Annotated in this window: 27 protein-coding genes; 7 read left to right on the top strand and 20 right to left on the bottom strand. The window is 66.1% G+C overall.

The genetic code is table 11. The features are described 5' to 3' along the window. Positions 1–18: 18 nt before the first annotated feature. The 20 genes from ACWGUG_RS16890 to ACWGUG_RS16795 form a co-directional block, all read right to left on the bottom strand. Positions 19–846 (bottom strand): hypothetical protein, encoded by an 828-nt coding sequence (locus tag ACWGUG_RS16890; protein WP_376127363.1) that lies wholly within the window; start codon positions 844–846, stop codon positions 19–21. Positions 847–852: 6 nt separating this feature from the next. Continuing rightward, entirely contained in the window at positions 853–1,899 is a 1,047-nt protein-coding gene (locus tag ACWGUG_RS16885; protein WP_376127361.1) for a PDDEXK nuclease domain-containing protein, read from the bottom strand. A gap of 36 nt (positions 1,900–1,935) precedes the next feature. Beyond that, positions 1,936–3,039: a zeta toxin family protein gene (locus tag ACWGUG_RS16880; protein ID WP_452325339.1), complete on the bottom strand. Its 1,104-nt coding sequence runs from the start codon at positions 3,037–3,039 to the stop codon at positions 1,936–1,938. Beyond that, positions 3,023–3,316 carry a hypothetical protein gene (locus ACWGUG_RS16875; RefSeq protein ID WP_452325338.1) on the bottom strand — a complete coding sequence of 98 codons (294 nt, stop codon included), beginning with the start codon at positions 3,314–3,316 and terminating at the stop codon, positions 3,023–3,025. The genes ACWGUG_RS16880 and ACWGUG_RS16875 overlap by 17 nt, the downstream gene beginning before the upstream one ends. Positions 3,317–3,425: 109 nt before the next feature. Continuing rightward, on the bottom strand, positions 3,426–3,989 hold the full coding sequence (locus ACWGUG_RS16870; RefSeq protein WP_376127355.1) for a prepilin peptidase: 564 nt from the start codon (positions 3,987–3,989) through the stop codon (positions 3,426–3,428). Continuing rightward, on the bottom strand, positions 3,986–7,129 hold the full coding sequence (locus tag ACWGUG_RS16865) for a hypothetical protein (RefSeq protein WP_452325337.1): 3,144 nt from the start codon (positions 7,127–7,129) through the stop codon (positions 3,986–3,988). The genes ACWGUG_RS16870 and ACWGUG_RS16865 overlap by 4 nt, the downstream gene beginning before the upstream one ends. A gap of 29 nt (positions 7,130–7,158) precedes the next feature. Beyond that, a complete protein-coding gene (locus tag ACWGUG_RS16860; RefSeq protein ID WP_376127351.1) occupies positions 7,159–7,782 on the bottom strand; it encodes a hypothetical protein in 624 nt (207 codons plus the stop codon). 410 nt (positions 7,783–8,192) lie between these two features. Further along, positions 8,193–8,849: a hypothetical protein gene (locus ACWGUG_RS16855; protein ID WP_376127349.1), complete on the bottom strand. Its 657-nt coding sequence runs from the start codon at positions 8,847–8,849 to the stop codon at positions 8,193–8,195. 9 nt (positions 8,850–8,858) lie between these two features. Then, positions 8,859–9,233 (bottom strand): DUF3060 domain-containing protein, encoded by a 375-nt coding sequence (locus tag ACWGUG_RS16850; RefSeq protein ID WP_075807116.1) that lies wholly within the window; start codon positions 9,231–9,233, stop codon positions 8,859–8,861. A gap of 7 nt (positions 9,234–9,240) precedes the next feature. Further along, the gene (locus tag ACWGUG_RS16845) at positions 9,241–9,681 is read right to left on the bottom strand and encodes a hypothetical protein (RefSeq protein ID WP_452325336.1); all 441 of its coding nucleotides are present in this window, start codon (positions 9,679–9,681) and stop codon (positions 9,241–9,243) included. Continuing rightward, a complete protein-coding gene (locus tag ACWGUG_RS16840; protein ID WP_376127345.1) occupies positions 9,678–10,076 on the bottom strand; it encodes a hypothetical protein in 399 nt (132 codons plus the stop codon). The genes ACWGUG_RS16845 and ACWGUG_RS16840 overlap by 4 nt, the downstream gene beginning before the upstream one ends. A gap of 7 nt (positions 10,077–10,083) precedes the next feature. Continuing rightward, positions 10,084–10,326: a hypothetical protein gene (locus tag ACWGUG_RS16835; RefSeq protein ID WP_376127343.1), complete on the bottom strand. Its 243-nt coding sequence runs from the start codon at positions 10,324–10,326 to the stop codon at positions 10,084–10,086. A gap of 39 nt (positions 10,327–10,365) precedes the next feature. Next, on the bottom strand, positions 10,366–11,250 hold the full coding sequence (locus ACWGUG_RS16830) for a hypothetical protein (RefSeq protein ID WP_376127341.1): 885 nt from the start codon (positions 11,248–11,250) through the stop codon (positions 10,366–10,368). Next, entirely contained in the window at positions 11,247–12,122 is an 876-nt protein-coding gene (locus tag ACWGUG_RS16825) for a type II secretion system F family protein (RefSeq protein WP_376127339.1), read from the bottom strand. The genes ACWGUG_RS16830 and ACWGUG_RS16825 overlap by 4 nt, the downstream gene beginning before the upstream one ends. Further along, a complete protein-coding gene (locus ACWGUG_RS16820) occupies positions 12,119–13,756 on the bottom strand; it encodes an ATPase, T2SS/T4P/T4SS family (RefSeq protein WP_376127338.1) in 1,638 nt (545 codons plus the stop codon). Before ACWGUG_RS16820 ends, ACWGUG_RS16825 begins: the two co-directional genes overlap by 4 nt. A 1-nt stretch (position 13,757) precedes the next feature. After that, complete coding sequence (locus tag ACWGUG_RS16815) at positions 13,758–14,594, bottom strand: hypothetical protein (protein WP_452325335.1); 837 nt, start codon at positions 14,592–14,594, stop codon at positions 13,758–13,760. Positions 14,595–14,596: 2 nt separating this feature from the next. Continuing rightward, positions 14,597–15,298 (bottom strand): SAF domain-containing protein, encoded by a 702-nt coding sequence (locus ACWGUG_RS16810; RefSeq protein WP_376127334.1) that lies wholly within the window; start codon positions 15,296–15,298, stop codon positions 14,597–14,599. Between the two features lie 315 nt (positions 15,299–15,613). Next, positions 15,614–15,931 (bottom strand): ArsR/SmtB family transcription factor, encoded by a 318-nt coding sequence (locus ACWGUG_RS16805; protein ID WP_376127332.1) that lies wholly within the window; start codon positions 15,929–15,931, stop codon positions 15,614–15,616. A 52-nt stretch (positions 15,932–15,983) separates the two neighbouring features. Then, entirely contained in the window at positions 15,984–16,172 is a 189-nt protein-coding gene (locus ACWGUG_RS16800) for a hypothetical protein (protein ID WP_376127330.1), read from the bottom strand. A gap of 2 nt (positions 16,173–16,174) precedes the next feature. Then, positions 16,175–16,900 carry a hypothetical protein gene (locus ACWGUG_RS16795; protein WP_376127328.1) on the bottom strand — a complete coding sequence of 242 codons (726 nt, stop codon included), beginning with the start codon at positions 16,898–16,900 and terminating at the stop codon, positions 16,175–16,177. Between the two features lie 260 nt (positions 16,901–17,160). On the opposite strand from ACWGUG_RS16795, the gene ACWGUG_RS16790 reads away from it, so the two are divergent. The 7 genes from ACWGUG_RS16790 (at position 17,161) to ACWGUG_RS16760 (ending at position 25,122) form a co-directional block, all read left to right on the top strand. Further along, a complete protein-coding gene (locus ACWGUG_RS16790) occupies positions 17,161–17,412 on the top strand; it encodes a hypothetical protein (RefSeq protein WP_071044835.1) in 252 nt (83 codons plus the stop codon). Further along, positions 17,409–18,413, top strand: coding sequence for a conjugal transfer protein (locus tag ACWGUG_RS16785; protein WP_376127326.1), 1,005 nt, complete (start codon positions 17,409–17,411; stop codon positions 18,411–18,413). Before ACWGUG_RS16790 ends, ACWGUG_RS16785 begins: the two co-directional genes overlap by 4 nt. Positions 18,414–18,440: 27 nt before the next feature. Beyond that, the gene (locus ACWGUG_RS16780; protein ID WP_376127324.1) at positions 18,441–18,743 is read left to right on the top strand and encodes a hypothetical protein; all 303 of its coding nucleotides are present in this window, start codon (positions 18,441–18,443) and stop codon (positions 18,741–18,743) included. Positions 18,744–18,746: 3 nt separating this feature from the next. After that, the gene (locus ACWGUG_RS16775) at positions 18,747–19,325 is read left to right on the top strand and encodes a hypothetical protein (protein WP_376127322.1); all 579 of its coding nucleotides are present in this window, start codon (positions 18,747–18,749) and stop codon (positions 19,323–19,325) included. A 231-nt stretch (positions 19,326–19,556) separates the two neighbouring features. Further along, entirely contained in the window at positions 19,557–21,872 is a 2,316-nt protein-coding gene (locus ACWGUG_RS16770; protein WP_452325334.1) for an ATP-binding protein, read from the top strand. Continuing rightward, positions 21,869–23,845, top strand: coding sequence for a hypothetical protein (locus tag ACWGUG_RS16765; protein ID WP_376127318.1), 1,977 nt, complete (start codon positions 21,869–21,871; stop codon positions 23,843–23,845). The genes ACWGUG_RS16770 and ACWGUG_RS16765 overlap by 4 nt, the downstream gene beginning before the upstream one ends. Continuing rightward, positions 23,842–25,122: a M23 family metallopeptidase gene (locus ACWGUG_RS16760; protein WP_376127317.1), complete on the top strand. Its 1,281-nt coding sequence runs from the start codon at positions 23,842–23,844 to the stop codon at positions 25,120–25,122. Before ACWGUG_RS16765 ends, ACWGUG_RS16760 begins: the two co-directional genes overlap by 4 nt. Positions 25,123–25,169: the final 47 nt, after the last annotated feature.

Genomic DNA, 25,169 nt, shown 5'->3' with positions numbered 1-25,169 from the left:
GCACTTCGGGCCCGAAAGTCAGTGGCGCCGACGGATCACACGTGGGTTGAATGCGACGGTTGCGCGTGTGGCGCGGACGTGCGGTCTCCTCGACCCCTCAGGGAGTGTGTACCGGCCGTAGGCGATGACGTGCCGCCCTATGAGAGCGTCTGCGTCGGTGATGTGGAGCCGGTTGAGGTTCTGCTTGTCGACGAGGATCGCAACCTGATCGGCGGCTCCGTTGAGCCGGATCATCAGCCCCTCCCACCTGGTGTGGGTGTAGCCGGCGACCCGTCCCCAGATGATGAGGTCGGTGTTGAGGCATGCCGCGATCGACGCGTCCCGGGCATGGACGATGACGCTGTCGGCCGCCACTGGGTCCTGGGCGCCAAGGACGAGCTCGAGGCCCGGAGGCATCGTGCCGGCGACCAGGTTGACCAGCATCGTGGAGAAGGATCGTTGATCGGCAATGTCGGTCTGATCTTGTGCCTGTTCGGTGCGGAAGCGGCGTGTCAGCTGCCCGGGTCGGTTCGGATCCGGACGACGACGACCATCCGGTCCTGCAGACGGCTCGGCGACACCGAGCCGCATCCGCCAGCGCGTCGGCCGTGGTCCCTGCTCGTACTGATGGCCGGCGTCGCCGCGGCGGTCTTTGGACCGGATGGAGCCCTCATCGCAGCCCTCGCCGTGGTGCGCTGCGAACGCGGCCGCCTTCTTCGTGCTGTGCAACGCGGTCGTCCAGACCTCGGCGCCGCACTCCTCACCGCCTGGAAGCCCACCGGGGCACCACAGGGTGGGAATCACCGCCTGGCCGCGCACTTGCTCGAGGGTGACGAGATCACCCGCGGCGTTCCTCGCGACGTCCACCGGCGCCTACTCCCCGGCGTCACCCTCGTCGACGTCGCGCGCGAGCTCGTCCGCGAAGGCGCGGGCGATGGTTTCCTCGTCCGGAAGCGCCTGCTGCGCATCCTCGGTGAGCTCGTATCGGCTCACAGCGACCGGCTGCGTCGTCGACGCGAGCGCATAGCGGACGACCGTGTCGTTCTTGCCGGCGACGAGCAGGATGCCGACGGTCGGCTGGTGCTTGTCATGGATTCGCAAGCGGTCGTCGACGACCGCGACGTAGAACCCGAGCTGGCCGGCGTCGCGAGGGTCGAACTTCGTGGTCTTGAGCTCGATGACGATGTAGCGAAGTTGCTCGACGTGAAAGAACAGCAGGTCGACGTAGAAGTCGTCGCCTTCGATGTCGAAGTGAACTTGGCGGCCGACGAACGCGAACCCGGGTCCAAGCTCTTGCATTGTGTCGAGGATCCGGTCGACCATGCGTTGCTCGAGTTCGCGTTCAGAGGCATCGCCGTCGACGGCGAGGAATTGCAGCGCGTACGGGTCTTTCGTGAGCTCCTGCGCCTGGTCTGAGTCGATCCGTTCGAGCGCGCCGGCGAAGTTCGTCGGCGCGGCCGCTTCTCGCTCGTGCAGCTTCGTGGTGATTTGATGTGCGAGGACCGGGCGGCTCCACCCGTGATGGGCGTCTTTCGCGGCGTACCAGTCCCGCTGCTGTTGGTCGTCGAGCTTGTCGAGCAGCTCGATGACATGACCCCACGGCAATTCGCCAACGGGTCGTTGGCGAATTGCATCGAGATCGGGCCATGCCTCGGCGAAGCGCCTCATGTACCGCAGATTGGCGGTCGAGAAGCCCTTCATCGTGGGGAACTCGGTGCGAAGATCTCTTGCGAGCCGGTCGAGAACGTTCGTGCCCCAGGCCTCCTGGGATCGCCGCGTGCGAATGGTCTGGCCGACGTGCCACCACAGCTGCAGCAACTCGTTGTTGGCTCTGCGCTGTACCCGCAGCCGGGCGGCGTGTACACGACCCTTGAGTTCCTCGAGAGTCGTCGCGTAGTCGCTCGGTTCCAGTTCGCTCACTTGCTCAGCCTCCCATTTCACATTGCCGACAGCGGCTCACCGCCGCGGTGACGGTGGCTTTCGGTAGTGGCCCTCGATTTCGCGGCCGTTGCGGGTGTGCGCCTGGACCCAGGTGTGACCGTCCCCTCCGGCTTCGGTAGACGATGCGATGGCAGCAGGAGATGCAGAGGGTGAATGGACGGCAGGTGCTTCCGAGATCTCGAGCGGGGGTGCAGCCCGTCGGAGGGCCCACTTTCGCGACCAACGTCCGTCGTCTCGCTTGCCGGAGTACTTCTCGACCAGCTCGGGAGCGGCCTCCGGTTTGTCGACGGCGTACCGCTGGAAGCTGACCACGTTCGAGTTCGCCTCGGCTACACGCTTGGCGATCCCGGAGCAGATCGACTGCTCATCGTTTTCGTACAGCTTGTCGATGAAGCCGGGAGGAACGGCTCGACCTCCGAGCTGCTCGGTCGCTGTGGCGTCGGGCTTGAGGCTCTCGATGTGTTCGCTGCGCCACCGGTACTCCGCCCGTGCTTTCGTGACGGGCTTCGGCCCGTCGACGACGATGATGTCGACGGCGTATCCGCGCTTGTGCAGCACCTCGAGCATCGCGAAGGCTTTGGGCTCGTTCGCGAGCGTCCCGTCGAGGATGATGTTCTCTCCGCGCAGGATCGCACGATCCCGCTCCTGCTTCATCAGCAAAGAGGACTCTTCGTGCACGAGGGAGGCGCGTTCTCGCGGGGTCAGAGCCTCCGTTCCCGGCGGAGCGAGCTCGCGGTCGATCGATCCGTCTCTGGCCGCTCGCAGGAGCAGCTGATCCTTGAAGTCGTCCGCGTTCAGATCCCGCCAGTCCTCGTCGGAGGAACCCATGTCAGCGATGAGCTTTTTCCGGGCGGAGGACTTGCCGGCGCCGGGTGGCCCGGCGAGAACGATCGCGCGACGCTCACGCTTCACATTGGGACGTTGGGCGCGGAACGTGTTGCGGATCTCTCGGTGCACGGCCTTCCGCTGAGTAGAGGGTTGAATGCCCTCCTCGAACCAGGTCGAGTTGTGAATCGTGGAACTTGCGGTGTCATCTGCGAGCGGACCACCTGGGGCGCCCAGCTGCTCGAGCAGCAGTCTGCGGCCCTCGAAGTCGATGTGATCAGGGAAGGCGGCCACCGTTGTGCTCCCTCACGGCATCCGCGATCTCGTCGTAGAGCTCGTCGTCGATGAAGTCGCAGGCCAGCGCCGAGCCGATCTCCTCGAACGAGCCGGGCGTCGTCATCACCGGGTCGTCGAACGGCGGCGCGATGCGCTCTCGTGGCGCGTATGGGTACACCGCCAGCACCTCGAGCAGCTGCGAACGCGAGATCTCGCCCTCGCTGTACTGCTGAGCGAGCTCGAGTGGGGTAGTAGTGGTCATCCTGATCACCTCCTCCACAACCATCATGTCCATGGCCCCATCATACGACAGGACGGGTTATATTCGATAAGGTTTCCGTTGCGGGACATCAGAACTCCCTTCCCCTACAAGGGGTGGAAGCCGGCAGCCTCGCTCGACAAACTCAGGTGACGATGCCGATCGCCGCCACCGCGATCGCAGCGATCGCGATCGCGGGACCATGCGCGTGAGCGCGGCGATCTCCACCTCGAGCGAGCCTGATCGCTCGTTCCGCACCGCTGAGAAGTACAGCCAGCGGCACGGCGTAAATCGCGAACCAGCCCGCGAAGATCCCTGCGAAGAGCGCCAGCCCTGCCGCGAACTTGGCGTCACCGAAACCGAACCAGCCCGCCATGCCCATCGCTACGTAGGCGGCGAACACCACGGCCGCTGCGATCACCGCACCGATGGCGATCCAGAGATCCATCTGCTGCACGCTCATCGCCGCCACCTGTACAGCTGCGGCGACGACGAGTGGACCAGTGAAGCGATTGGGCAGGAGACGGGTCCGCACGTCCACCGCGGCAATGGTTGCAGCGGCAGCTGCGAAGCAAGCCAGCGCGACCCAGGCGTAGATCTGGACGTTGAGGTATGCGATCGACGCGAGGATGAGCCCGCCCGCGGTCGCCGTCACGTAGACGCCCGCCGCTCGCCCTCTAGTCGAGGGAGCAGCCTCCACCACGGTCATCGGGTTCCCGCGAGCTTCGTCTGCGCAGCGTCGATAAGTCGTTGGGTCGCCTCGTCGAGCTCGTAGTCAGGATCGCCACCCCCGGGACGTGCGTAGAGTTCGTCGACGACACGGGAGAACTCTGTTGCGCTGCCTGCGCGCATGGCCGCCTCCAACTCGAGGCGCCATCCGGCTTCGTTGAGCGGATCGGCTGATTGGGCGATACGCGCCGCGAACCGCGCCTGATCGATCTCTCCATGGCGAAGTGCCCGGTGGGCGAGCTCGTCAGCGGCATCCAGCACCGCGGCGATCATCTGCTCCTCGAGCAACGAGCGCCACACCCACCATCCGCGACGATTGCGGGCCGGGGTCAAGGGCTGGCCGCGGACGAGACGGATAGCGGCAATGAGGTCCTCGTTCGGAGTGACCTTGAGGTCCGGTCCGATGAGCTCGCGGAAGTCATCCCAGTCACTCCGGATGGCCGGGTGGATCCGGAACCCGACGTCGTTACGACCCTCGGGGAGCAGCTTGTGCCCCTCAGGGTCGCTGCCGAGAGCGTTCCTCAGATGCTTGGCCAGCTGGCGCGCGTTGTTATTCGACGGCTCGTACTTATCCGGCCAGAACGCCTTCTGCAGCTGGGCACCGGGAACCTGGCCGTTGTGCAGCAGCAGGTAGGCCATCATCTCGACGCCACGGCCCGGGAGGCTGTCGGCATCTGCGACGTTGAGCACGTCGATCGTGCCGAGCAGTCGGACGTAGGGTGCGGGCCATTCCGGCGCCTGAACGGTCGCCGCAGGGTCCAGCCCCTCGGTGGCAGGCTCGACGCTGACGCTGGAGGTCGAATCGACGGCGGTAGCCGCATCTGGCTCGGGAAGGCTTGCCGCGTCGTCGACGTCGGAAGATGCCGACCCGGATGCGGGTTCCTCGCTGGAGAGGTCGGGTTCTACAGCGGTCTCGTCGACCGAGCCGACCGCGACCTCCTCGGCAGGAGTGTTCACGGTGGGTATCTCGGCGACAGGGGTCTCTGTCTCCTCGGCGAGCTCGCCAGCGGTCTCCGTGGCTTCGGGAGCGGCCGTCTGCTCTTCCAAGGGAGGCCGCTCGTCGATGTGATTCTCGATGGGAAGGTCAGCCGGGATCGACTCGCGTGTCGTGGTGTCGAAGAGGTTCTGGATGAGTTCCAGCTCTTCACCCGCCAGGATCTGCGGGTGGAAGGGCAGCGGCGGCAGCTGGCCGCCGGACCGGTACTCGGCCGTGGTTCGGTCCGTGATGACGACGGTCGAGCCGGCGGCGATGGCGTCGCCGCTGGCGACCGTCGCGATGCCGAGGCGGGGCATGCGTGCTACCAGTTCGGCGAGCTCGGCGCGGAGATGCTCTGCTGGCTCTTCGCCGAGGATGACGATGTGCGGTGCCCACGACTCCATCTCCGTGGCGCGGACCCGGGCTTGGTGTACGTCGTCGACGCCGTAGCTGTCGAGGGCGGCGCGGCGGTCGTCCATGTCAGCGCGAAGGTTGCGGAGCAATGCCGGTACGTCGTCGACGTGTTGGATGCGGAATGTGCCGATCTCGTGCGCGAGTCCGTGTGGCATCCCCACCAGGGTTACCTGGATCTGATCGGACCACGGATTGACGGCGAGCTCGACGGCGATCGCTGTGAGCACTCCACGTGCGGTCTCCGCGTCACCGACGACGTTGAGAGAGCCGATCTGTTCCAGGTCGAGAAGGAGGACCCCTCCGGCGTCGTCGGTGCCGATTGTCGTCAGGGCCGGGTATGGGGAGACGGTCGGTCGAGTCGGCGGTGTTGCTCGTCCCGGGCGGACCACCCAGGCCGTGCGGTCGGGGTGGGCAGGTTCGAACGGCTCGGGGAGGTCGGCCGGTTGTGTCAGGTAGACGGCGATCTCATCATCAGCGAGGCGAACTGCGAGCAGCTCCGGCAGAACCGATCCCGTGTTCTCCGCCCATTCCTGGAGCCCGCGCAGCGCGTTGTCGATGTCCTCGACGCCGATCGGGTTCTCAACCAGTCGCATTTCCAGCTCGAGGTCGGCCGCGGCCTGCTCGGGCATCGCGATACGCTCGCCGGCCGCGCGCTGCCGGCGCTGCCGTAGTCGCCTCGTCCCAATCGCGGCGAGTAGACCCGCCAGAAGCAGCCCGACAGCGCCGCCAGCGGTCGCGAGCGGGATCAAGGACTCCGCGTCATCTGCCTCGTTGACGTCGGTGTTGGACGTGGAGGCTTCCTCAGTGGACGCCGAGGTGTCACTCGCCGAGGAGTCTGACTGACTACCTGCTCCTGCTCCCGCTCCTGCTCCCGCACCGCCGGCGCCGCCGGCAGAATCCGCGCCAGCTCCGCCTGCATCTGCCCCCGTGTCCGTGCCCTCATCGAGTGAATCAGAGCTCGTAGAGTCATCTGTGCCCGACGGGGGAAGCTCGGGTGCCGGCGACGGCGGAGCCTGCTCGACCTGGACATTAGGGACTGCGAGCGTCCATCCCGTGATGATCAGATCCGGGTCGCTGAGGGCGCGACCATCCGACTGCACCACTCCCCTATTCGCCTCGAAGATCTCCGGGTAGCGCCGACCGTCGCCGTAGTAGTTCTCCGCGAGATCCCACAGCGTGTCGCCGCGGACAACTGCGTGGGACACCGTCGTGTACACGAAGGCCGGCGCTGGCGATTCCGCCGCAATCGGTGCGGCCGTCTCGGGAGTTGTCGTTGCAACTGATGGAGCTGGGCTGCTCTGCGCGGGCGCCGTAGCAACCGTGGAGACAGAAACGGACTGAGAGAAGTCCGCCGCGGCCGCCGGAGTAGTGGTACCAATCGCTCCAAAGCCGGTGAGCATGACCGCGACCGCAGCGACCAGCGAGGCAGCCACCCGCTGCTGGCCTCGGAACACTCCCACCCTCTTGCGAGTCGGACGTCCCGCGATGCCTGCGAAGATCTCGACCAGCAGAGGACCGGCGAACGCAGCCCACGCGATCCAACAAAGCAGCGGAAGGACCTTCGTCGTGGTGATGACCCACCCGTAATCGGGGGTGAGGGTGAAGATCGCCTGCCACTGTTCAGGTGAGGGCAGCGGGTTCCCGGCGATGGTCACCAGCGCAATCGGTACACCGACGAGCAGCGCACCGATGACGATCAGAGAGCCCAAGCCTCGCAGCAGTTTGATCACGCTATTGCCCTTCCGATCAGCCAGGCTGTTCAGTCACCGTAGTTGGCGGTGTTGACAGACTGGAGCTCGCCCACCCGAACCTGCGCGCTCGAGGTGGTCGTGGGCATCGCGATCGTGCCGTTCTCCCCGCCACCGTTCCACTGCACGACCCAGGTAGTCGACGCCGAAACGGTGAACGTGCCGGAGCCGGATGTTCGCTGATACCGGAACCCGCAGGTCGGGGAGTCGACTGCCAGCTGATCGGCCATGGCCGCTGCGTTGAACGGCGTGCCGACACCGCAGTTGACCGTCTGCCCGTCGCCCGACGACCAGGTCAGAGATTGCACCTGCGCGGTCGCGGTAACGGTGACGCCGCCATAGGTCGCCGTCCGGGTGAGAGGCCCCCACGTGCTCTCTGAGGTGCTGTCGACCCACAGCCAGACCGGGATGCCGACCCACGTGCGCCGATACGCCGCGGTGCCGGCAGGGTCGTCGGTGTGGACCTTGCTCTCCGGAGCCATCCCGATCGTGATCGGCTGGAGCACGAACGTGCGCACGAGCATGCCGGCCGCCTGCGCCGGCGTATAGCGAGTGATGCCCGGAGGAGGAGCGTCCAGCCAGGTCGAGATGCCGTAGCACGCCAGGACCGTGCCGCAGAAGGACGCATTTGGCACGTGTGGGTCGCAGCTGTAATAGGCGCCGACGTTCCTACTCTTTCCGTTCGGTGCAGGACGCTGAGGATCGTCGATCGACCAATAGCACTGGCGTTCGTTCGACCAATAGCCATCCCCCGATGAGCATGGAAGTTCCTTCGTCTGCAGCTCCGGCTCTTCAGAGCCGGGTACTCCGTCCCAGATGCACGACGTCGGCCCGGGAGTAAAATCAGCGGGAGCGGTTCCTCCGCCTCCGCCAGGAGTGCCTGGGGTGCCCGGCTGTCCGACCTCAACGTCACAGACCCACTCGCCAACGTCGTTGTACCTGCAATCATTGGCCGCGGCAGGTGATGAGGTCATGACCAGTATGGTCAGAACGACGCCTACAACCGCCAGTAGCCCGGCCGCTGTGCGCGATCTACGAGCGGCTCTCAACATGTCGGAGCCCCGTCTTGGTCACGCAGCGAGACGTTCTCCTGGATCAGCCAAACTTGAGCTGTCTGCTCATAGATGAGCGTGTACTGATTCGGGAAAGATCCCCTCGGGATCTCGGGCGCCACCTGCCCCTCTGGCACCTCAAATGTCCAACTGGTGTTGTCTGCACAGCCATAGATAATGGCCGCCCCAAACTCGAACTTCTCGCCAGTTGCCGCGTTCGTCGACTGCGATGCATACGACATGGCGTCGTTGGTTTTCCAGGTTGTGGGCGACCCGGTCTGCCGAAGGCCGATCTCGATGTTGTGAGCTACGGTGTCACGAATGACTTTCGCCTGAGGCGACCCCTGCACTAGGAACCCGTCTAGATACGACTCACCGAGGTCAGGATTCTGCGCTAGAGCGAACGACGCGGCGAGATACTGCTGAATCGTGTTGCTGGCGCCGGTGATCGCTTCCTGCTGCGTAGTGGGTGCAGACACCGGGCTCTGAGTAGGCGCTGCTTCTGGGGTGGGGGTGGGAGTGCTTGTCGCCGTGGGCGAGGCTGTGGGGGATGTCGTGGGGTCGGTCGGCGCGGTGGGGGTGCACGCGGCCATCGCGAGGGCGGCGGCGACCATGAGGGTGATCGCGGCGGTCTTCCGGGTGGTCTTCATGCGTTGTTCCTAGTCGTCGATGAGTACTGCGGATCCGGTTGCTTGAACAGGCAGTGGGCCGAGGCCGATTGAGCCGAGGATACGTGGCGTGTAGGTCATGTCGACGGTGACGAAGACCTCGTTGCCGTTGACGGTGACGGTGCCTGTGGCACCTGCTGCGGTGATGTAGTTTTCGGCGGCGTTGACCGCGGCGGGGATGGAGAGGTTGAATGCGTCGCCGTTGACGGAGTTGCCGGTGGCGGCGTTGGTTCCGGCTCTGGCTGCCGATTGGGCGACGGTGAGCGCCTGCTGGAAGGTCTGTGTCTTGCCCTGACCGTCTACGACGATGCCGGCGATGATGATGAGGGCGACGAAGAATCCGAGCCACATGGGGATGTACTTCATGGTCTGGTCACCTCTCTCTGTACGGGTCTACGGGGCTGCTGGCGGTCTTGGTGATCGTGATTGATCCCGGCATACCTGGGAATGAGATGTCGGCTGTCGCGATCGTGCATGCGACGGTCGCTGTTACGGTTCCTGTCTGGCCGATGCCGGTGCTGAGGCCGTTGCCTCCGATCTCGATGTCGAGGTCGATGCAGGTGACGTTGCTCCCGAGTGCAGCTGCGGCCGCGGCTTGGGCGTGGGGAACGGCTTCTTCGACGGTGCGGGAGATGGATGCGTCTCGTGCGGCGGCGTACGCGGCTGCTTGCACGGTGTTGGCGGCTGCGCCGCCGCGGCCGGCGTAGACGATTAGTCCGATGAGGGTGAGCGCGGAGAGGGCGAGGATGGTCCAGCCGGGGAGGTCATCGAGATCTCCGGCTTCGCTGCGGATGATCCGCCGGATCGTCTTCATGGTGCCGGCACCCATCTCTCGACGGGCCCCGTGTGGCTGCGCGTGATGGTTGGGAAAGTCACACCGGGGATGAGGGATACCGGCTGCCCGGTCACCGTCACGGTCACAGTGTCGGCCGTACGGTTCACCGCGACCTGCGGGTTGATGAGCAGCCCGGTGCCATCGAGCAGCTGGTCTGCCGTAGCGATGCCGGCGGTTCCGTCGGACTCGTAGGCGCGCGCGACCGTGTAGCCGGCTTGAGCTGCGGTGTTGGCGGCATCGGTGCCGAGGTACCAGGTCGCAGCCTGCAGGCCCAAGAACAGCAGAATCAGGCTGGCGGGGACGAGGATCGCCGTCGAGGCGTATCCCTCCTCCCCCGCCAGCCTTCTTCTGGTGGTCTGGAGCCATGTGCGCATGCGTGAATCAGAACCCGTTGAGGCGGTCCTGGATGTACCCCTGACCCCAGGTGAAGATGAAGGTCGCGATGGCGATCGCCGCGGCGCCGCCGACGGTGATCCAGATCGCCTTCCAGGCGGCGTCGTCCAGGCCGGACTCGGGCTGCTCGGTGAGGCGGTCGACGCCTTCGCGTACCCGTGCCTGCGTGGTGATGACTGCCTGGTTGACCTTGTCCGAGACCTTGGTGGCCTTGTCTGTGATGGTGCTCATGATGTGGGTTTCCTTTCGGTGGTGGGTGGTGCAGGTGGTTCAGATGCTGGCGAGTTGAAGTACGGACGGGACGATCATCAGGGCGAGGATCGGGATGATGGTGCAGTAGACGGGGATGTCCATCTTGCTGGTGACCCTCTCGGCAGCATCCTTGTCGGATGCTGCGACTTGTGCCCGGAGCATGTCGCAGGCCGAGAGGAGCTGCTCACGCAGTCCGACGCGAGCTTCGGACAGGCGCATAGTGCGCGCCATGTCGACGAGCGCGGGGACGCCGACGGTGACTCCGAGCCGCTCGAGAGCGTCCCACTTGCTGGTGCGGGTGAGTTCGGCTGCTTGGTACTCGCGGCGGATCCGACGAAACACCCAGGAGTCGGAGACGGATGCGGCGGAGGTGAGAGCTGCGTCCGCCGTGGTGTTCCCGAGGAGTGCGACGGCGACCAGCTGCAGGTAGACGGTCACGAACCTGGTGAACTCGCGTCGCGCCTCCTTCGTCTTGGAGCGCACATTGGAGTCCGGGATGATCCAGAAGATGAAGGCGAGGATCGGGGCGAACAGGACGGGGAGCGGGAAGCTCAGGCCGCCCAGTTGCAGGATGGCAGCGAATCCGAGCGGGATGGCGAAGCCGATCGCCGCCATCTTGAGCTTGTCCGCGTAGAACTGAGCAACGGGGATCTCGAGCAGGTCGAGCTCGGCGGTGGGCGCGGAGAAGAAGGGGATGCTGGGAGCGCGGCGGGAGACCCAGGCGCCAGCTTTGTCCCAGCCGGCGAGGTTTTTGACGGGCGTTGCGCTGGGGATCGAGACTTCGCCCAGGCGGGTGAGCGCGTCGCCGGCACGGATGGTGCGCGGAGCGTAGGTGAGCATCAGGACGGCCAGGCCGGCGCCGGCGATGAGCCCGGGGATGATGGCCAGGAGCACGGGGTTCATCGCTCGACCTCCAGCGGGGTTTTGCTGAGCACGATGCGGGATTCTGGACGGAAGCGGGTCTGGGATTTCGCCCAGGCGAGGATCCCGGTGAACACGCCGATGATGACCAGAAGTGCGACCTGACCGACGGGGGTTCGGTAGAACGCGATCGTCGGCGTGCCGGAGAACACAACGAGTCCGACGAGCACCAGGGCGACGATGCCGGTCATCACTTGCATGGTGCGGCGCGGCTTCTCCCTCTCGTTGAAGATCTCCATCCGCTGCTTGGCCTGAATCGCGAGGGTGTCGGCGACGGCGGAGAGCGCTCGGGCGAGTCCGCCGGCGTTGAACTGGGCGGCCTGGATCAGATAGACGGTGACCTCGTCGACGTAGGCGCTGTCGAGCTCGTCGGCGAAGGCCTTGAATGCTTCGGCGGCTGTCCAGGAGGTAGACATGCGCGCGTGGAGCCGGTCGACAGCGCCGCGCAGCAGCGGTGGGGTGGCGCCGCGGGTGATGCCGATTACCTCGCGGAGGGTGTACCTGCCGGTGTCGGCAGTAGACGCGAGCGATCGCGCCCACGCCTCGAGGGCGATGATGAGCTGCTGCTCGCGGGTGTCCTGTTTGCCCAGGAGCAGCGGGAGCCCGACGATCGCGGCGGGGACGATGATGATCAGAAGCGGGAGTGCGGTGATGAGTGCTGCGAGCAGGCCGACGACAAGACCGATGATGAGGCGCAGTCGTGTTGCTCGGCTTACTCGCCGCCAACGCTGGACGAGCGTGGCCTGCGTCTTGACGTGCTTCTGCGGCTTGGGCGGTGCGGGCCGGAAGTAGGCGACGATCATGACGAGGCCGGCCAGGAGGATGGCGCCGGCGATTGCTGCGGGCAGGATCATCGCGCCTCCCAGGGGATTCCGCTGGTGCGGCTTGCCCGCTCGAGCATCGGGCGCAGCTTGTCTTCGGTGGGGCGCTCGGGTTCGGTGTAGATGCCCTTGTCCCAGTCCCACTGGAAGAGCTTGGCGGCCATGGGTTCGAGCCGGTCGTTCGGTCGGACTTCGGCGATTTCGGAGACGATGCGGGTGCGGGTTCCGTCGCTGTTCTCGACGAAGTCGAGGTAGATGATGATGTCGATGCTGCGGAGGATCTGGCGCAGGGGCACGGAGTCGGTTGCCAGACCGTATTCGCTCATGAGCATGTCGGCGAAGCGGTGGATTGCGTCGTCGGCGCTGCGGGCGTGGATCGTGGAGATCGAGCCGCGGCCTGCCTGCATGGCCTTCATCGCCCATCCGGACTCTGGGCCGCGCATCTCGCCGTAGAGGATTCGCTGCGCGGACGAGCGTAGCGACTCGTAGAAGGCGTCGCTCAGGCTGTAGGACGCAGTCACGTCCGTCCCCGAGAACATGGCCGGCATGTACTGCAGGTCCTGCACCTGGGCGTGCCTGGCGCCCTTATTGAGGTAGAGCTCGCGCTCCGTTTCGATGGTGACGATCTTCTCGTCCCACGGCACGGTCGCCATCCATGCCCGCAGGAACGTCGTCTTTCCGGTACCGGGGAATCCGGCGATCAGTGCCGAGCAATTCGCGCGTGAGGCGAGGGTGAGGAAGGTCTTCATCTTGTCGGTGATGGTGCCGATGTTGACCATGTCGTCGAGGTCGACGTCCACGAGGTTGTGCTTGCGGATGGTGAGGTTGGGCACGCTCGTGATCGGCACGCCGGTAGCCGAAAGGCGTGCACCGCCGATATCTAGGTCGAGGTGGCCGCCGGGCCGGGAGAAGGAGCGGCCGCGCCAGGATGCGATGTCGGAGATCATCTGCTCGAGGTCGCCGGCGTGTTCGGTGAGCGGTGGCCGTTGCTCCCGACGACCGCTCGCCTTGGTGACCATGACGTTGTCGTGGCCGACGACGCTGACGTCTTCCACATCGGGTTCACGCAGGTACTGCTGCAGCCTTCCGTAGCGGAATGCGTTGTCGAACACGGCTTGCACGTGCTGCGCGCGCTTTCGTGGGGACCACTCGTTGTCGCTTCCCAGGTTGACCACGCGCCACTCGGCGTGCCGGGTGACCAGTCGGGTGATTTCCGAGAGGGACTGCTCCTCGAACGGGGTCTCGGGACCGGCCGATGCGATGGCCACATCGAACTCGGCGCGTGTGCGTCCGGCGCCGTCCTCATTGAGGGTGAGCTGCTTGGTGAGCGTGTCGACGGCGTTCCAGTCGACGTCGTCAAGAAGTGCCTCGACGACGGTCACCGGCGCGACAGCGGGGTTACGTCGGGTCGCCGGTGCCGGCGAGGCAGGAGCAGGCATCTGGTAGTTGTCGGGAAGCACTGCCGCGGTGGGTGCGGCGACGGTGGGTCGCTCATCTTCGGCGACCCGGTGCAGGTGCGCGCGGCCGGTTGCCGCGGCGAACAGGTGCGGGTTCTCGGCCGCGGTGTTGCCGCTGGTGCGCGAGGTGACGTCTGGGGCGCTTGAGAGCAGGTCGCCAAGGAAAGGGCGAGTGCTGATCTGGACCTCGGGAATGGATTCGTCGCTCATGTCAGCTGGCGCTCCGATCGAGATCGCTGTAACCGATGATGCTGCCCAGGGAGGTGATCACGCTGCGGATCCGCTGGCGGTAGCTGTTCCGACTGGGTTTGATGTCCGGGCGCCCGACGGAGAACGTGGCCGCACCTTGCGGGTCGAAGGGCAGCACACCGAGTACCGGCAGCACGTTGGTGGTGAAGTCCGAGGCGGGCAGCTGCTCGGCGACCGCTTCGGTGAGCAGTACGAGGAACTTCTCGTCGTCGACCACACCGATCCGCTGGGCGAGGTCGGGGATCTCGAGGCGGCGGTACACGCGGTTCAGGTCGACCATGGTCGAGTGCGCGCAGATGAGGACCCGGTCGGCAGTGTCGATCAGTGGGAGGCGAACGTCGTCACGGCCGAGTCTGCCGAGATCGAGAATGACGTCGATGCCCGCTTCGGAGAGCGACCGCAGCAGCTCGGGCAGTCTGGCCCACAGTCCGCTGACGCCGTCAGCGATGCTCAGGTGGAAGAAGCCGGGGACGACCCACATCTTGTGTTGTGGAGGAAGTGCGGGGATCGGTGCCGCCTTGATGGGCGGCAGTTCGTGGACAGCGATCGCGAGGTAGCGGTCCGGGTCGAGGAGATCTTCGGGGGTGAGGATGCCACGGCTGTAGGCGAGTTGAACTTTCTCGATCCCACCGAGTTCGGGGAGCAGGTTGGACCGGAAGAAGCCGGGCATCGCGCTGGTGACCGCATTGGTGTCGGCTTCGATCACTACAACGGGTCGCGGCCAGTGCACGCCAAGAGCAAGAGCGGCCGTGCTCACACCGGGGGATCCGCTGATGCTGGTCAGGGCGATAACTGCCACGGTCAGTTCCCCGGGGCGAGGTAGATGGCGACGCCGCCAGCCGCGGCGAGGCTGGTCACGTTCGCGGCCGAGCGTGCGTCGACGTAGACGTCGACGACGACGGTGCCGGTGGTGTTCGCGGAGGTTCTCACTTGGGAGACGGTGGCCTGAACTGTGGTGGACGGATCGACCGTGGTCGGTAGTCCGGTGGCGGATTGGGTCGCGACGGGCACGATGACGATCTCATCGCCTCCGACCAGGGCTTGCGCGGGCAGCTGGCTGCTCTTGAGCTCGAGGCCGACGAGCGCCTGTCCGGAGGGGACGGGGAGGGTGGTTGTGAGGTCGCTCTCTGTGATCATCCCGCCGACGGCGATGTTGCCGGTGGCGATCTTGCCGATGACGTCGTTTGCTCGAGTGACGGGGATGGCCTGTGTGGTCTGCCCTGCGGCCAAGGCGATTGTGGTGAGGTCGTCGCGTTCGATCGTGTCGCCGCGGGCGATGGTGCTGGCGGCGACGAAGACCTGCTCGGTGTTGCTGGCCGTCGTGTACACGAAGGCGCCTCCGATGGCACCGAGAAGGATCAGCACGATGGCAGCGGCGAGCCAGATGCCAGAGCGTCGTGTGCGGACTGGTGGCACGGCCGCAGTGTCGGCGGAGCTCTGACCGCGGGAGCGGGACTTGTCCGCCTTCTTCTCAGCCGGAGCGGTGTCGGTTGCTGTGCTCACCGTCGTCCTTTCGTTTAGGTCGTCCTCTACCCACAAGGGGCGGGAGCGGGAACCGAGAGTCGACATATTGGCTGTGCCGAGCTCGCGCCCGCTGCCCCCCAGGAGCGAATTGCAGACAGCCTAACCCCGCCTTCGATCCCATCGAAAGCCGCTTGGCTTGAGGTGGGGAAAGCTATGTCGACCGAGAACAACAATCTGTCCCCCGAACGGGGGACAAGTCTGTTGTGAGCTTCTCGGGGTCGCCGGCAGGAGGGTGTGGCAGCAGAACCACGACGCACCGAGCACGCGGGTTCCTGTGACGCGCCCGCGGGTCGATCAGCTGCCAGTGATCAACGCGGTCATGATCTGGAGGCGTTGATCCACAGCTTCCCGGTTCACCCGCCAGATCAGGCGGTTGAATCCGGATGCCTTCCCGACGCGGGTCGGATCCATCTCGGGGATGAGGATGCCGGCGTCGACGAGGGGCTTGATGTGGAAGGTGAGAGTGCTGCGCGCGATGCCAAGCTGGTCCATGAGTTGGTCTGCGGTGACCTGACCGTCTCGATATGCGATGCGGATGATTCCGACCCGAGAGGACGATAGTCCAATCGTCTTGACCAGATCAGCGAGAAGGTCGGGGGAGTCTTCGGGCATGCTGGCCATTGTGCCAGCGGGGTGACGCTGCACTGCAGCTGCCGTGAGGGGATCACGCGTAAAAGTACGCGAAGTCCTCCGGGGTGGGGAGCGGTCGATCGGGGTAGAAGATGACGTTGTCGAGGTCTTCACTCATCGCTTCGTACTCGTCGGCGAATCGTTCGGGATTGTCGATCATGGAGGCGGGTGCGGAGGCGTACGTGAACGCGAGCTCCCAACGGCTCTCGTGCAGCGAGCTCATGGTCACAGTCCTTCCTGGACGGCGGTGGCGATGCGGGCGCGGATCCGGTCGGCGCGCTTGCGGAGGCAGGCTGTGGACAGCCCCAGCTCGCTGGCGATGTCGGCGTGCTTCTCATCGCTAAGGGCGGTGCGTGAGAGAAGCGCGAGCTCGTCCGTGGTGACGAGCTTGATGTCGAGGGCCCAGGTGAACAGGTTGGCGAGCTGCTCCTCCGGAGTGCGCTCCGGCTCCTGCCAAGCGCCGGCTTCGATCTCCAGAACGTCCGCGGCCATCGGTGCCGTCTTGTCGGCGATGAGCCGGTCGTTGGCGGTCTTCTCCGGGGCGAGGATGCCCAGCATGTTCATGGTCAGATTGGCCATCACTCGCGCGTGCAGGTGCAGCTTGTACTTCTGGATGGACTCCCATGCGGCGCCGATGGCGTAGCCGACGCGGTCGTGGCGATCGAAGTCGTCCAGTGATCGCACTCGGTGGGCCATGCGCTGCGCTGCGGGAATCAGAGACTGCAGGACGACGCGTTCAGCGGTGCGGTCCCCTTGGTGGGCCAGGGTGACGAGCTCGTAGAGCAGCGCGTCTTGGGCGGCACCTTTGGTGGTGCGGATCTGCTCGAGCAGGGCGCCGGCGGTGTGGAACCCGAGGCTGCCGAACTCGTACTCCTTCGCGGCGATCTGTGTGGTCCATTCGCTGTTGAGGCGGGTCATCAGCGGCGCCGGCCGCGTGCTGGTGATCGACATGGGGACTCCCGGGTTGACGGATGTGGTCCCACACGACGGTCCTCACGCGGCGTGTACCCCTGCGTGTATCCGGGGTGGTTGCGGCAGCGAGATCTCTGCGTGACTGCTGGTGCTGTTCCGCGTGTTTGCAGCGATCGCGGGCGTGTATCCCCGGCCGCAGAAAAAGTTCAGCGAGTTTGTCCACTTCGCCTCGCAGCGCCCACCCCTTGTAGGTGAGGGAGCCGTGACGCTCCCGCCGTAAACGACGAGGAGAGCGAGAGATGAGCTCAAGCGAGGGCCAGGACGATGCGGTCATCGGCGCCGAACTGCTGACACAGCTCGGGGAGAACGCGACCGTACTGGGCGTCTACGACGAGGGGCAGGACATCGCCCTGGACCTTCACGAGGGGCTCTTCTCGCCCACCACACACCAGCGGGCGTTGGCGTTCCTCAACTCGGACCGCTACCGCGACGCCGCGTCGAAGTTCCGCCGTCTGACCGGCTCTCCCGATACGGCTGAGGAGGCCTCATGAAAAAGCTTCGCAAGACTGCGGCGGCGTCCGCCGGCCCGGACGCCGCCGCTCCGATCGCCCAGACGACGGTCGAAGGTTCCAGTTGGTCGTACGGGAGGAGCCTGGGTCAGAAGGCCGTCACGGGTCTGCTGTACCTCGGCATCGCCTGCGGTGTGCTCGCGCTCGGAATGCAGCTGCTGCTGCCTCCCGCCAAACCTGCCGCAGCCGTCTCGACCGCCGAGGGCGGGCTGACGGTAGCCCAGCAGCAAGCCGGCGCCTACGCGACGGGCTTCGTCGGCGCCTGGCTCAGCGCGACACGACAGCAGCCCGGCACCCTCCTGGACTACATCGACGAGTCGACCACGTCGATGCTCAGTGAATCAGCGTGGGTCTACCGAGACCTCGGCGTCGTGTCCATCGACCCCGTCGACGAGACCGGCGTGGTCAGCGTGGTGGTGGCGGCCAATGTCGAGGAGTACGACATGACCTCCGACGACGGCCTGACGTTCTGGCCGCGCCGCTACTTCTCCGTTCCCGTTCGCATCGCCGACGCCGGCTTGGCCGTGGTGGCACTACCCACCCCGGTCGCCGCACCGCTCCGCGATTCCGCGAACGTGCAGATGCCGTACACCAAGACCGTTTCCCCCAACACGCCCGCCCGCGCGACGGTCGAAGCATTCCTGGCGGCCTACCTCGCCGGTTCCGGGGACATCACCCGAGTCATCTCCCCCGGTTCCACGATCAACGCCGTCCTTCCCGCCCCATACCAGGAGCTCAAAGTCACCGACGTCCGCAGCGACAAAGAGGCGTCCGAAACGCCCGCCGGCGGCGACGTCGTGCACGTGTTCGCGACCGCGGATGTGACCAGCGCCTCCGGTCAGCGGCTGACCACGACCTACGCACTCACGCTCACCGCGCGTGATGGCCGATGGGAGACGACAACCGTCGATCTCGCACCACAGGAGCGCTCCACCGGAGCAACCTCCAGCAAATCCACACCCACCCCGACCCCCTCGCGCTGAGCGGGTCTCCTGAAAGGAACAGCACTCATGGAATCTCTCTCCGACTGGCTCATCGGTCTCTTCGCATCGTGGACCACCGTCGCGCAGGTCGCTGTCGTCTTCCTCGCGATCGTCGTCGTCATCGGCGTCGCGATCATGACCAACCTCAAGTGGGGCAAGATCATCGTCACCGGCCTCGCGGCCGCGGTGGTCGTGATGCTCGTCAACGGCGGCATCCAGCTCTTCTCCGACCGCCTCAACACTGAGGTCAACGCCGCCCCGGCCATTCAGCTCACCTCCGACGAGGTGGGGGTCTGGGCGCTTCCGGAGCTCGCCGAACCGGCGGTGTAACCCGTGCCCCAGGAGACCGCCCGCTTCTACACGAAGTCCCGCCGATTCCCCAAGATGATCGGCCGGATGAACGACGGCTCGCGCATTCCCGGCGGCCCGTACACGCTCACCCAGGTAGGGGTGGGCGGTGCTGTGCTGCTGGCGATGTTCGCCACTCGCGGTCTGCTGTGGAGCACGGGCGAGATCCTCCTCGACATCCTGATGACAGCCGTTCTCGCGTTCGCTGTCACCTGGTTGGTGGGCCGGCTGCCGATGACCAGGCGCAATCTGCTGTTCGCGTTCCTGGACGCCGCGGCCGCGATGTTCAAGCCATTCGGGGGGAAGTACCAGGGGCAGGTGATCCGACTCGCTGCACCTCACGGCGCGGGAGGCGGCACGCGTGTGCTTCCCCCCGAACAGCCTGTATCGCTGGTCCCCCCTCCCGCGCCGGTGGGCGCCAACCTCCCGCCGTACCCGACGAAGACCCCGCGGCCCCGCCGCGACGTCTCCCTCACGCCGCCCGCGCCGATCACCACCCCGGCGCACCGACCCGCGACTGGCCTCGAGCGGCTGCTCACCCAGGTCAACTCCACCAACAGCTAGGAGCCGCTCATGCAGATCCCCGCCGCCGCCTTCGCCGGCAACCTCACCTGGACACGCACCGGCGTCATCTGGGCCACCTGGCGCCTGCAGGGACTCCCCCACGGTCTCGGCACCGACGAGATGGCCAGCCTTGTGCTGTCGCAGCATCAGGCGCTGTTCCAGTCGCTGCGGGGCGAAGCGCTCCTGCTCGGGTTCTGCGCCGCGACAGACCCGGTCGACATCGTCGACAAGATGCTCGCCGGCGTCGACGTTCGCGACGCGCCTGCCTGGGCCGAGGAGTGCGCCCTCACTCTCGACTCCCTCGAGGAGATCGCGCTTGGGGAGCGTGTCTACTGGCTGTCCATCCCACTCGCGGCAGGCAACTGGCGCACCCGGTCACGCGCAACATGGCGCGCCGGTTTCAACCAGTTCCGTGAACAACTCGCCCTGCCGCGCACCGCACCGACCAAGAGCGAAGTCGCCGCTGCCATGGCCGCGGCCGACCAGCTCGCACACCGCATCCCTGCTGGCTTCCAGGCCCGCCCTGCCACCATCGCCGAGCAGATCTGGATTGCGCTGCGCTCTCAGCACCGTGGTCTCGTTCTGGATGGCGCCGCGCCGGACGAGGCACCCGGGATCGACGAGGTGCCCGCTACGCAGCTGCCCACAGCAATGCCTCGCCCCTGGCTGGACGAGGGTGGCCAGTCTGATCTCTCCCCCGCGGAACTCAAGCGTTTCCTGCCGTTCAACCGCCGCTACCTCAAGGTGCAGAGCCCTCACTCCGAGGAACCCAGCTATCAGGTCATGCAAGCCGTCGTCGGCGGGCCCAAAGGCGGCTGGGTGATGCCAGGGGTCGAGTGGATCAGCCGTGTCGAGCAGTACGAGATCGACGTCGACTGGGCGATTCGCCTGACCGTGACCTCGGCCGAGGCCGTCAAGCGTCGCAACAAGCGCGCCGAGGAGCAGCTGATCGACCAGGTGCAGCAGCAGTCGGGGACCAACGCGATCACCGGAAGCGGAGCTGATCTCATCGAGATCGGCGAGACGCTCGCGGCGTATCACGCATCCCTCAACGTCTCCGACAAAGAGGTCGAGGTTGAAGGAACCGTCATCCTCTCCGTCGGCGGCCCCACGCCGGCGATTGCTCAAGCACGCGCCCGCTACGTCGCGGCCGACTACAAGGCAAGCGACTTCCTTCTGGAAACCCCTCTCGGCGGCCAAGAGGAGCTGTGGTGGGCGATGCAACCAGGCACCCCGACATCCCGGCTCGTGCGCGACCTGGCTCAGATCACCACCGGAAGGGAGTTCGCGTCCGGCCTTCCGATCGTCAGCTGCTCGCTGGGCGATGACCGCGGGATTCGCCTCGGCGACAACATCACCACCGGACGGCACACCCCGATCCTCATCGATCTGCACGGCAACATCCGCGCCGACTCGAGCGGATCCTTCGGTGTGGTGGCCGAGCTCGGCGCCGGAAAGAGCGTGCTGCTCAAGGCGATCGCCGGCGACGTCCTGGACCGCGGCGGCCGCATCGTCGCGATCGACCGCACCAACGCCCGTGAGTATGCCACCTTCGCACGCTCCCTCGCCTACGACCAGGACGACTCCACCGACGGCGGCAAGATCGTCCGAGTCGTGGACATCCTCGAGCCGGAATGGTCTCTTGACCCGCTGCGCGTCCTCGGACCCCGCAAAGGCGCCCGTATGGTGCAGTCTCTGTTCGCGCTCATGCTCAACGTCGACCCCGTCGAACCGCGCGGGGTGGAACTGTCCCGCCTTCTGGAGTCGGAGTACATGACCGAGCACAAGATCGTGAGCCTCGGATCGCTCATGACCCACCTCGGAACCCTCCCCGACAACACCATCGCCACCGAGCTGCTCCACCTCATCCGCGTCGTCGCCACCAAAGAGTTCGGAACGGTCCTGTTCGACGAGAACATCCCCGCCCTCGACCTCAACGCCGACGCGATCGTGTTCACCACCCGCGGCCTGCCGCTGCCCGACCGCGCGGAAGTGGAGAAGGAACACCTGTTCAAGCAGCTGCCGCTCGAGAAGAAGTTCGGGCGCGCCATGTACGCGGTCCTCACCCAACTGACCCGCGAGGCCTGCTTCATGGACATCTACCGGCTGGCCCTCGCCATCTTCGACGAAGCCCACCACATCACCGTCAGCCGCGATGGAGAAGCCGAGCTGCAGACCTTCTTCCGCGACGGCCGCAAGCACGGCGCAGCCGCAGGCGTCGGATCACACGACCCCGCCGACTTCGGCGACGAGGTGACCCGCGGTCTCATCAAGACCCGGTTCGTGATGCGACAGACCGACGAGAAGCTCGCCCGACGCGCCATCGAATGGCTGGGCCTCCCCGTCACCAACGAGACCGTCCGTGAGGTCACTCAGAACCTCAGCCCGATGGGCGCCGACCGGCAAGTCCCCACAGGCCGACGGGGTGAGGGCCTGATGCGCGACATCCGCGGCCGCTACGGCAAGTTCCGCAAGACCCTCCCTGCTCGACCCGACCGCCGTCAGGCAGTCATGTCCACGCCATCCTTCGCAGCGGAGACACCGTGATCACCTTCTACGCCACCTCGTTCCACACCCTCAGCAGCTGGGCGCTTCGGGCACGGGTCTGGGCGCACACCCACCCGTGGAAGGCACGCACGCTCGCCGTCCTCCTGCTGATCACGTACTTCACCGTCATCACTTCCCAAGCAGCACACGCCTCCTGGCTCCTCCCCGAAGGAACCACATTCACCGACACCCACGGCGTCCCCATCGAGGCGTACGCGACGATCAACGTGAATGCCGGCGACATCTGGACCCCCTGGAAGGTGATCGCCAACTTCGTCGTGCAGCTGGTCTGGATGGTGCAGTACTACCTCACCACCGCCATCATCTGGCTGTTCAGCTTCCTGCTGTCCTTCGAATGGGTCGGCTGGCTGGCCACCCCGTTCAACGCACTCGCTGTGTGGCTGCAGAGCGTGCTGTCCGGCGTCGGATGGATCCCATTCGCTCTCACCATCGCCGCGCTCGCCGGTGGCGCCGCGATTCTGTTCGGGAAGACCTCGGCCGGCGTGTGGGAGCTCGTCATCGCCCTGGTGATGTCAGTGCTCGCCGTGGGTGCGCTGGCCAACCCGGTGGCAACCCTCACCGCCACCGGCGGCATGCTCGAGAACGCGCAGGAGTGGGGTGGTTCACTGGCCGCGGCGATCGTGGTCGACGACACCCAGACCTCTGTCGATGTCGACACGATGTCGGCCGCCGTGAGCTCGCAGCTGGTCGACGTGTTCATCCGGGTCCCGCACCAGGTGATCTCCTACGGAATGGTGCTGCCCGACAACTGCCAAGAGCCGTACACCGCGGCGATGACCACGGCCGACCCGATCACCGGGTTCGTCTCCGGCAGCTACGCGGCGTTCTCCAACTGCCTGCCCGACTTCGCCAAGTCGGTGTCGGACAACCCCGGGGCGCTGAACATCATGTTCGCGTTCGTCAACAGCGGCGGCGTCACCACCCTGCTGATCTTCGCTCTGGCGATCGCCGCACTCCTGCTCGTGTCTGTCTTCTTTTTCCTCGTCGCCGCGGTGAAGTCGATGATCCTGGTCTACCTGGCGATTCTCCCGATCAACCGGGAGCCGTTGTGGCGGTCCATCAGCGACACGTTCATGGGACTGATCAGCCTGGTGGTGATGACCTGCCTGCTTTCGCTGTACCTCAAGTTGACGACCTGGATCATGACTGCCAGCGGTGGCATCCCCCACAACTTCCGGATGATCATCCTCTCGCTGCTGCTCATCATCATGGTGGTGCTCATTTGGCGGGCACGGAAGGCGACTCTCAAGGCCGGGCGTATGGCGGCCGGGCCCCTGAGCCGGCTCGGGCTGGGGATGAAGGGCAGCCCGCGGGACGCTAACGCGCTACTCAAGATGGGTGCCGTCACCAGCATGGCCAAGAACGCATATGACCTTCTCAAGCGTGATGGGTCCAAGTCGGTGCAGGCCTCTCCCACCCCCGCGGCGCTATCGGAACCTGACCCGATCCAGCTGCACCAGGTGCCCAACGCACCTCAGCCGCGGCCGCAACAGGCATCGCTGACAACGGGTGGCGGCCGCGGGAGTAGCGGATCCGGCGCAACGGTTCCCGATGGTGGCCCTCGCCCGCACGGGAGCGCGGGTGTGCGCAAGGCGATCGGCGCGGGCACCACGGTCGTCAACGTCGCCAAGGGCGCCGCGGCCGGTGGGGTTGCTGGAGCCGCCGGAGCCGCTGCGCTCGAGGCAGGGAAAGGTCTCGCCGGTCGCGCCGCGCGTGCAGCAGCGCAACGAGCGCAGCGCAACGACGTCGGCGAGCTCAAGGTCGTCACCGTCTCCGAAATGCCCAGCCGCATCCAGGTCGACAAGGACGGTGTCGCGACAGCTCGCCGTATGCCGACGATCGTCCACGACGTGTCTTCGCTGCCGCCCACTCCCGCGCAGGCGTCACCGCGCGCTCTCGAGCGCCGTCGACAGCTGGAAGCCTTCCGGCCGAAGGAACTGACCCGCCAATGAAGAAGCTGCTCCTCGTCGCCGCAGCCCTCGTCGTCGTGCTCGTCATCGGCGCCGGAGGCTTCGTCGTCGTCGCGCTGGGAGCGCTGTCCTCTTCTGCGGCCGCAGCCGGCAGCTCAACCGGATGTCTCCCCTCCACAGCCGGCGCCGTTGGCCCAGCCCCGACAGGAGCACCCACTGGCGCACCGCCCGCCCCAAGACCCGTCGCCTCTGCAGCTACCGCTTCCACACCCGCCGCGGCGCCGGAGACGTTGGAGATCCCCCGCGGAGACAGCACGGTCACCCTCCAGAGTAAGCAGCTGACGATCGCCACCTCGATCATCACCGTCGGCCGGCAACTGGGCGTCTCCGACCAGGGCATCAAAGTCGCGCTGATGACAGCGCTGCAGGAATCCGTGCTGCGCATGTACGCGAACTCCACCGTCCCCGAGTCGCTCAACTACGACCACGACGCCGTCGGCAGCGACCACGACAGCCTCAACCCCTTCCAGCAGCGCGCCGGCTGGGGAACCGTCGCCGAGCGGATGAACCTGGACTATTCCATCCGCGCCTTCTTCGGCGGCAAGGACGGCCCCAACGGCGGTTCACCCCGCGGCCTGCTCGATATCCCCGGGTGGGAAGCCATGACACCCGGCGTCGCCGCCCAGACCGTGCAGATCAGCGCCTACCCCGACGCGTACGACAAGTGGGAAGCCGGCGCAGAGCTCCTGATCACCCAGCTCGGCGGTGGGATCAGCTCCGGCTGCGGCACGGGCACGATCATCGGCGAAATGGCGCTGCCCCTGGACCAGCCCTACCAAATGACCAGCGGCTACGGGCCCCGAGACATCGACGTACCCGGCGCCTCCACCTGGCACGCTGCGCTCGACCTGCAGAACTGGCCCGGCAACTGCGGCGCGCCCGTCTACGCGATCCTCCCCGGCGAAGTAGTTCTCTCCAGCGCCCTGTGGCTATCCGTCAAGCACCCCGACGGCTTCGTCGTGTCCTACCTGCACATGTACAAGTCCGACCGCCTCGTCGACGTCGGAGACCAAGTGACCGCAGGGCAGCAGATCGGGAAGGTCGGCAACGTGCCCCCGAGCGGCGGCTGCCACCTGGACCTGCGCATCAACGTCGCCAACAACACCAACGCCGAAGTCGCCAAGCTCACCCTCTCCCAGAACGAAACACGCATGCGCTCAGCGACCCTCCCCGAGCACCAGAACTTCGTCGACCCCGAGCAGTTCATGCAGCTGTGGAGCGTCGATGTATGCCCCACCGACTGGTGCCGACGGCTCTAACCGCAGCGCGGATTTGTCGACTCGACCATCGCAAACCAACCCCTTAT

This window comes from Microbacterium sp. NPDC055455 (assembly GCF_053619935.1).
The sequence above is the reverse complement of the archived record's forward strand: the minus strand, read 5'-3'. Positions and strand labels throughout refer to the sequence as shown.

Excerpts from the sequence above, each read along its gene's own strand:
- ACWGUG_RS16785 (WP_376127326.1), top strand. The coding sequence starts at position 17,409 with ATGAAAAAGCTTCGCAAGACTGCGGCGGCGTCCGCCGGCCCGGACGCC.
- ACWGUG_RS16770 (WP_452325334.1), top strand. The coding sequence starts at position 19,557 with ATGCTCGCCGGCGTCGACGTTCGCGACGCGCCTGCCTGGGCCGAGGAG.
- ACWGUG_RS16760 (WP_376127317.1), top strand. The coding sequence starts at position 23,842 with ATGAAGAAGCTGCTCCTCGTCGCCGCAGCCCTCGTCGTCGTGCTCGTC.
- ACWGUG_RS16825 (WP_376127339.1), bottom strand. The coding sequence starts at position 12,122 with ATGATCCTGCCCGCAGCAATCGCCGGCGCCATCCTCCTGGCCGGCCTC.
- ACWGUG_RS16795 (WP_376127328.1), bottom strand. The coding sequence starts at position 16,900 with ATGTCGATCACCAGCACGCGGCCGGCGCCGCTGATGACCCGCCTCAAC.
- ACWGUG_RS16790 (WP_071044835.1), top strand. The coding sequence starts at position 17,161 with ATGAGCTCAAGCGAGGGCCAGGACGATGCGGTCATCGGCGCCGAACTG.
- ACWGUG_RS16875 (WP_452325338.1), bottom strand. The coding sequence starts at position 3,316 with ATGGACATGATGGTTGTGGAGGAGGTGATCAGGATGACCACTACTACC.
- ACWGUG_RS16800 (WP_376127330.1), bottom strand. The coding sequence starts at position 16,172 with ATGAGCTCGCTGCACGAGAGCCGTTGGGAGCTCGCGTTCACGTACGCC.
- ACWGUG_RS16780 (WP_376127324.1), top strand. The coding sequence starts at position 18,441 with ATGGAATCTCTCTCCGACTGGCTCATCGGTCTCTTCGCATCGTGGACC.
- ACWGUG_RS16870 (WP_376127355.1), bottom strand. The coding sequence starts at position 3,989 with ATGACCGTGGTGGAGGCTGCTCCCTCGACTAGAGGGCGAGCGGCGGGC.
- ACWGUG_RS16820 (WP_376127338.1), bottom strand. The coding sequence starts at position 13,756 with ATGAGCGACGAATCCATTCCCGAGGTCCAGATCAGCACTCGCCCTTTC.
- ACWGUG_RS16840 (WP_376127345.1), bottom strand. The coding sequence starts at position 10,076 with ATGCGCACATGGCTCCAGACCACCAGAAGAAGGCTGGCGGGGGAGGAG.
- ACWGUG_RS16805 (WP_376127332.1), bottom strand. The coding sequence starts at position 15,931 with ATGCCCGAAGACTCCCCCGACCTTCTCGCTGATCTGGTCAAGACGATT.
- ACWGUG_RS16855 (WP_376127349.1), bottom strand. The coding sequence starts at position 8,849 with ATGAAGACCACCCGGAAGACCGCCGCGATCACCCTCATGGTCGCCGCC.
- ACWGUG_RS16850 (WP_075807116.1), bottom strand. The coding sequence starts at position 9,233 with ATGAAGTACATCCCCATGTGGCTCGGATTCTTCGTCGCCCTCATCATC.
- ACWGUG_RS16845 (WP_452325336.1), bottom strand. The coding sequence starts at position 9,681 with ATGAAGACGATCCGGCGGATCATCCGCAGCGAAGCCGGAGATCTCGAT.
- ACWGUG_RS16830 (WP_376127341.1), bottom strand. The coding sequence starts at position 11,250 with ATGAACCCCGTGCTCCTGGCCATCATCCCCGGGCTCATCGCCGGCGCC.
- ACWGUG_RS16835 (WP_376127343.1), bottom strand. The coding sequence starts at position 10,326 with ATGAGCACCATCACAGACAAGGCCACCAAGGTCTCGGACAAGGTCAAC.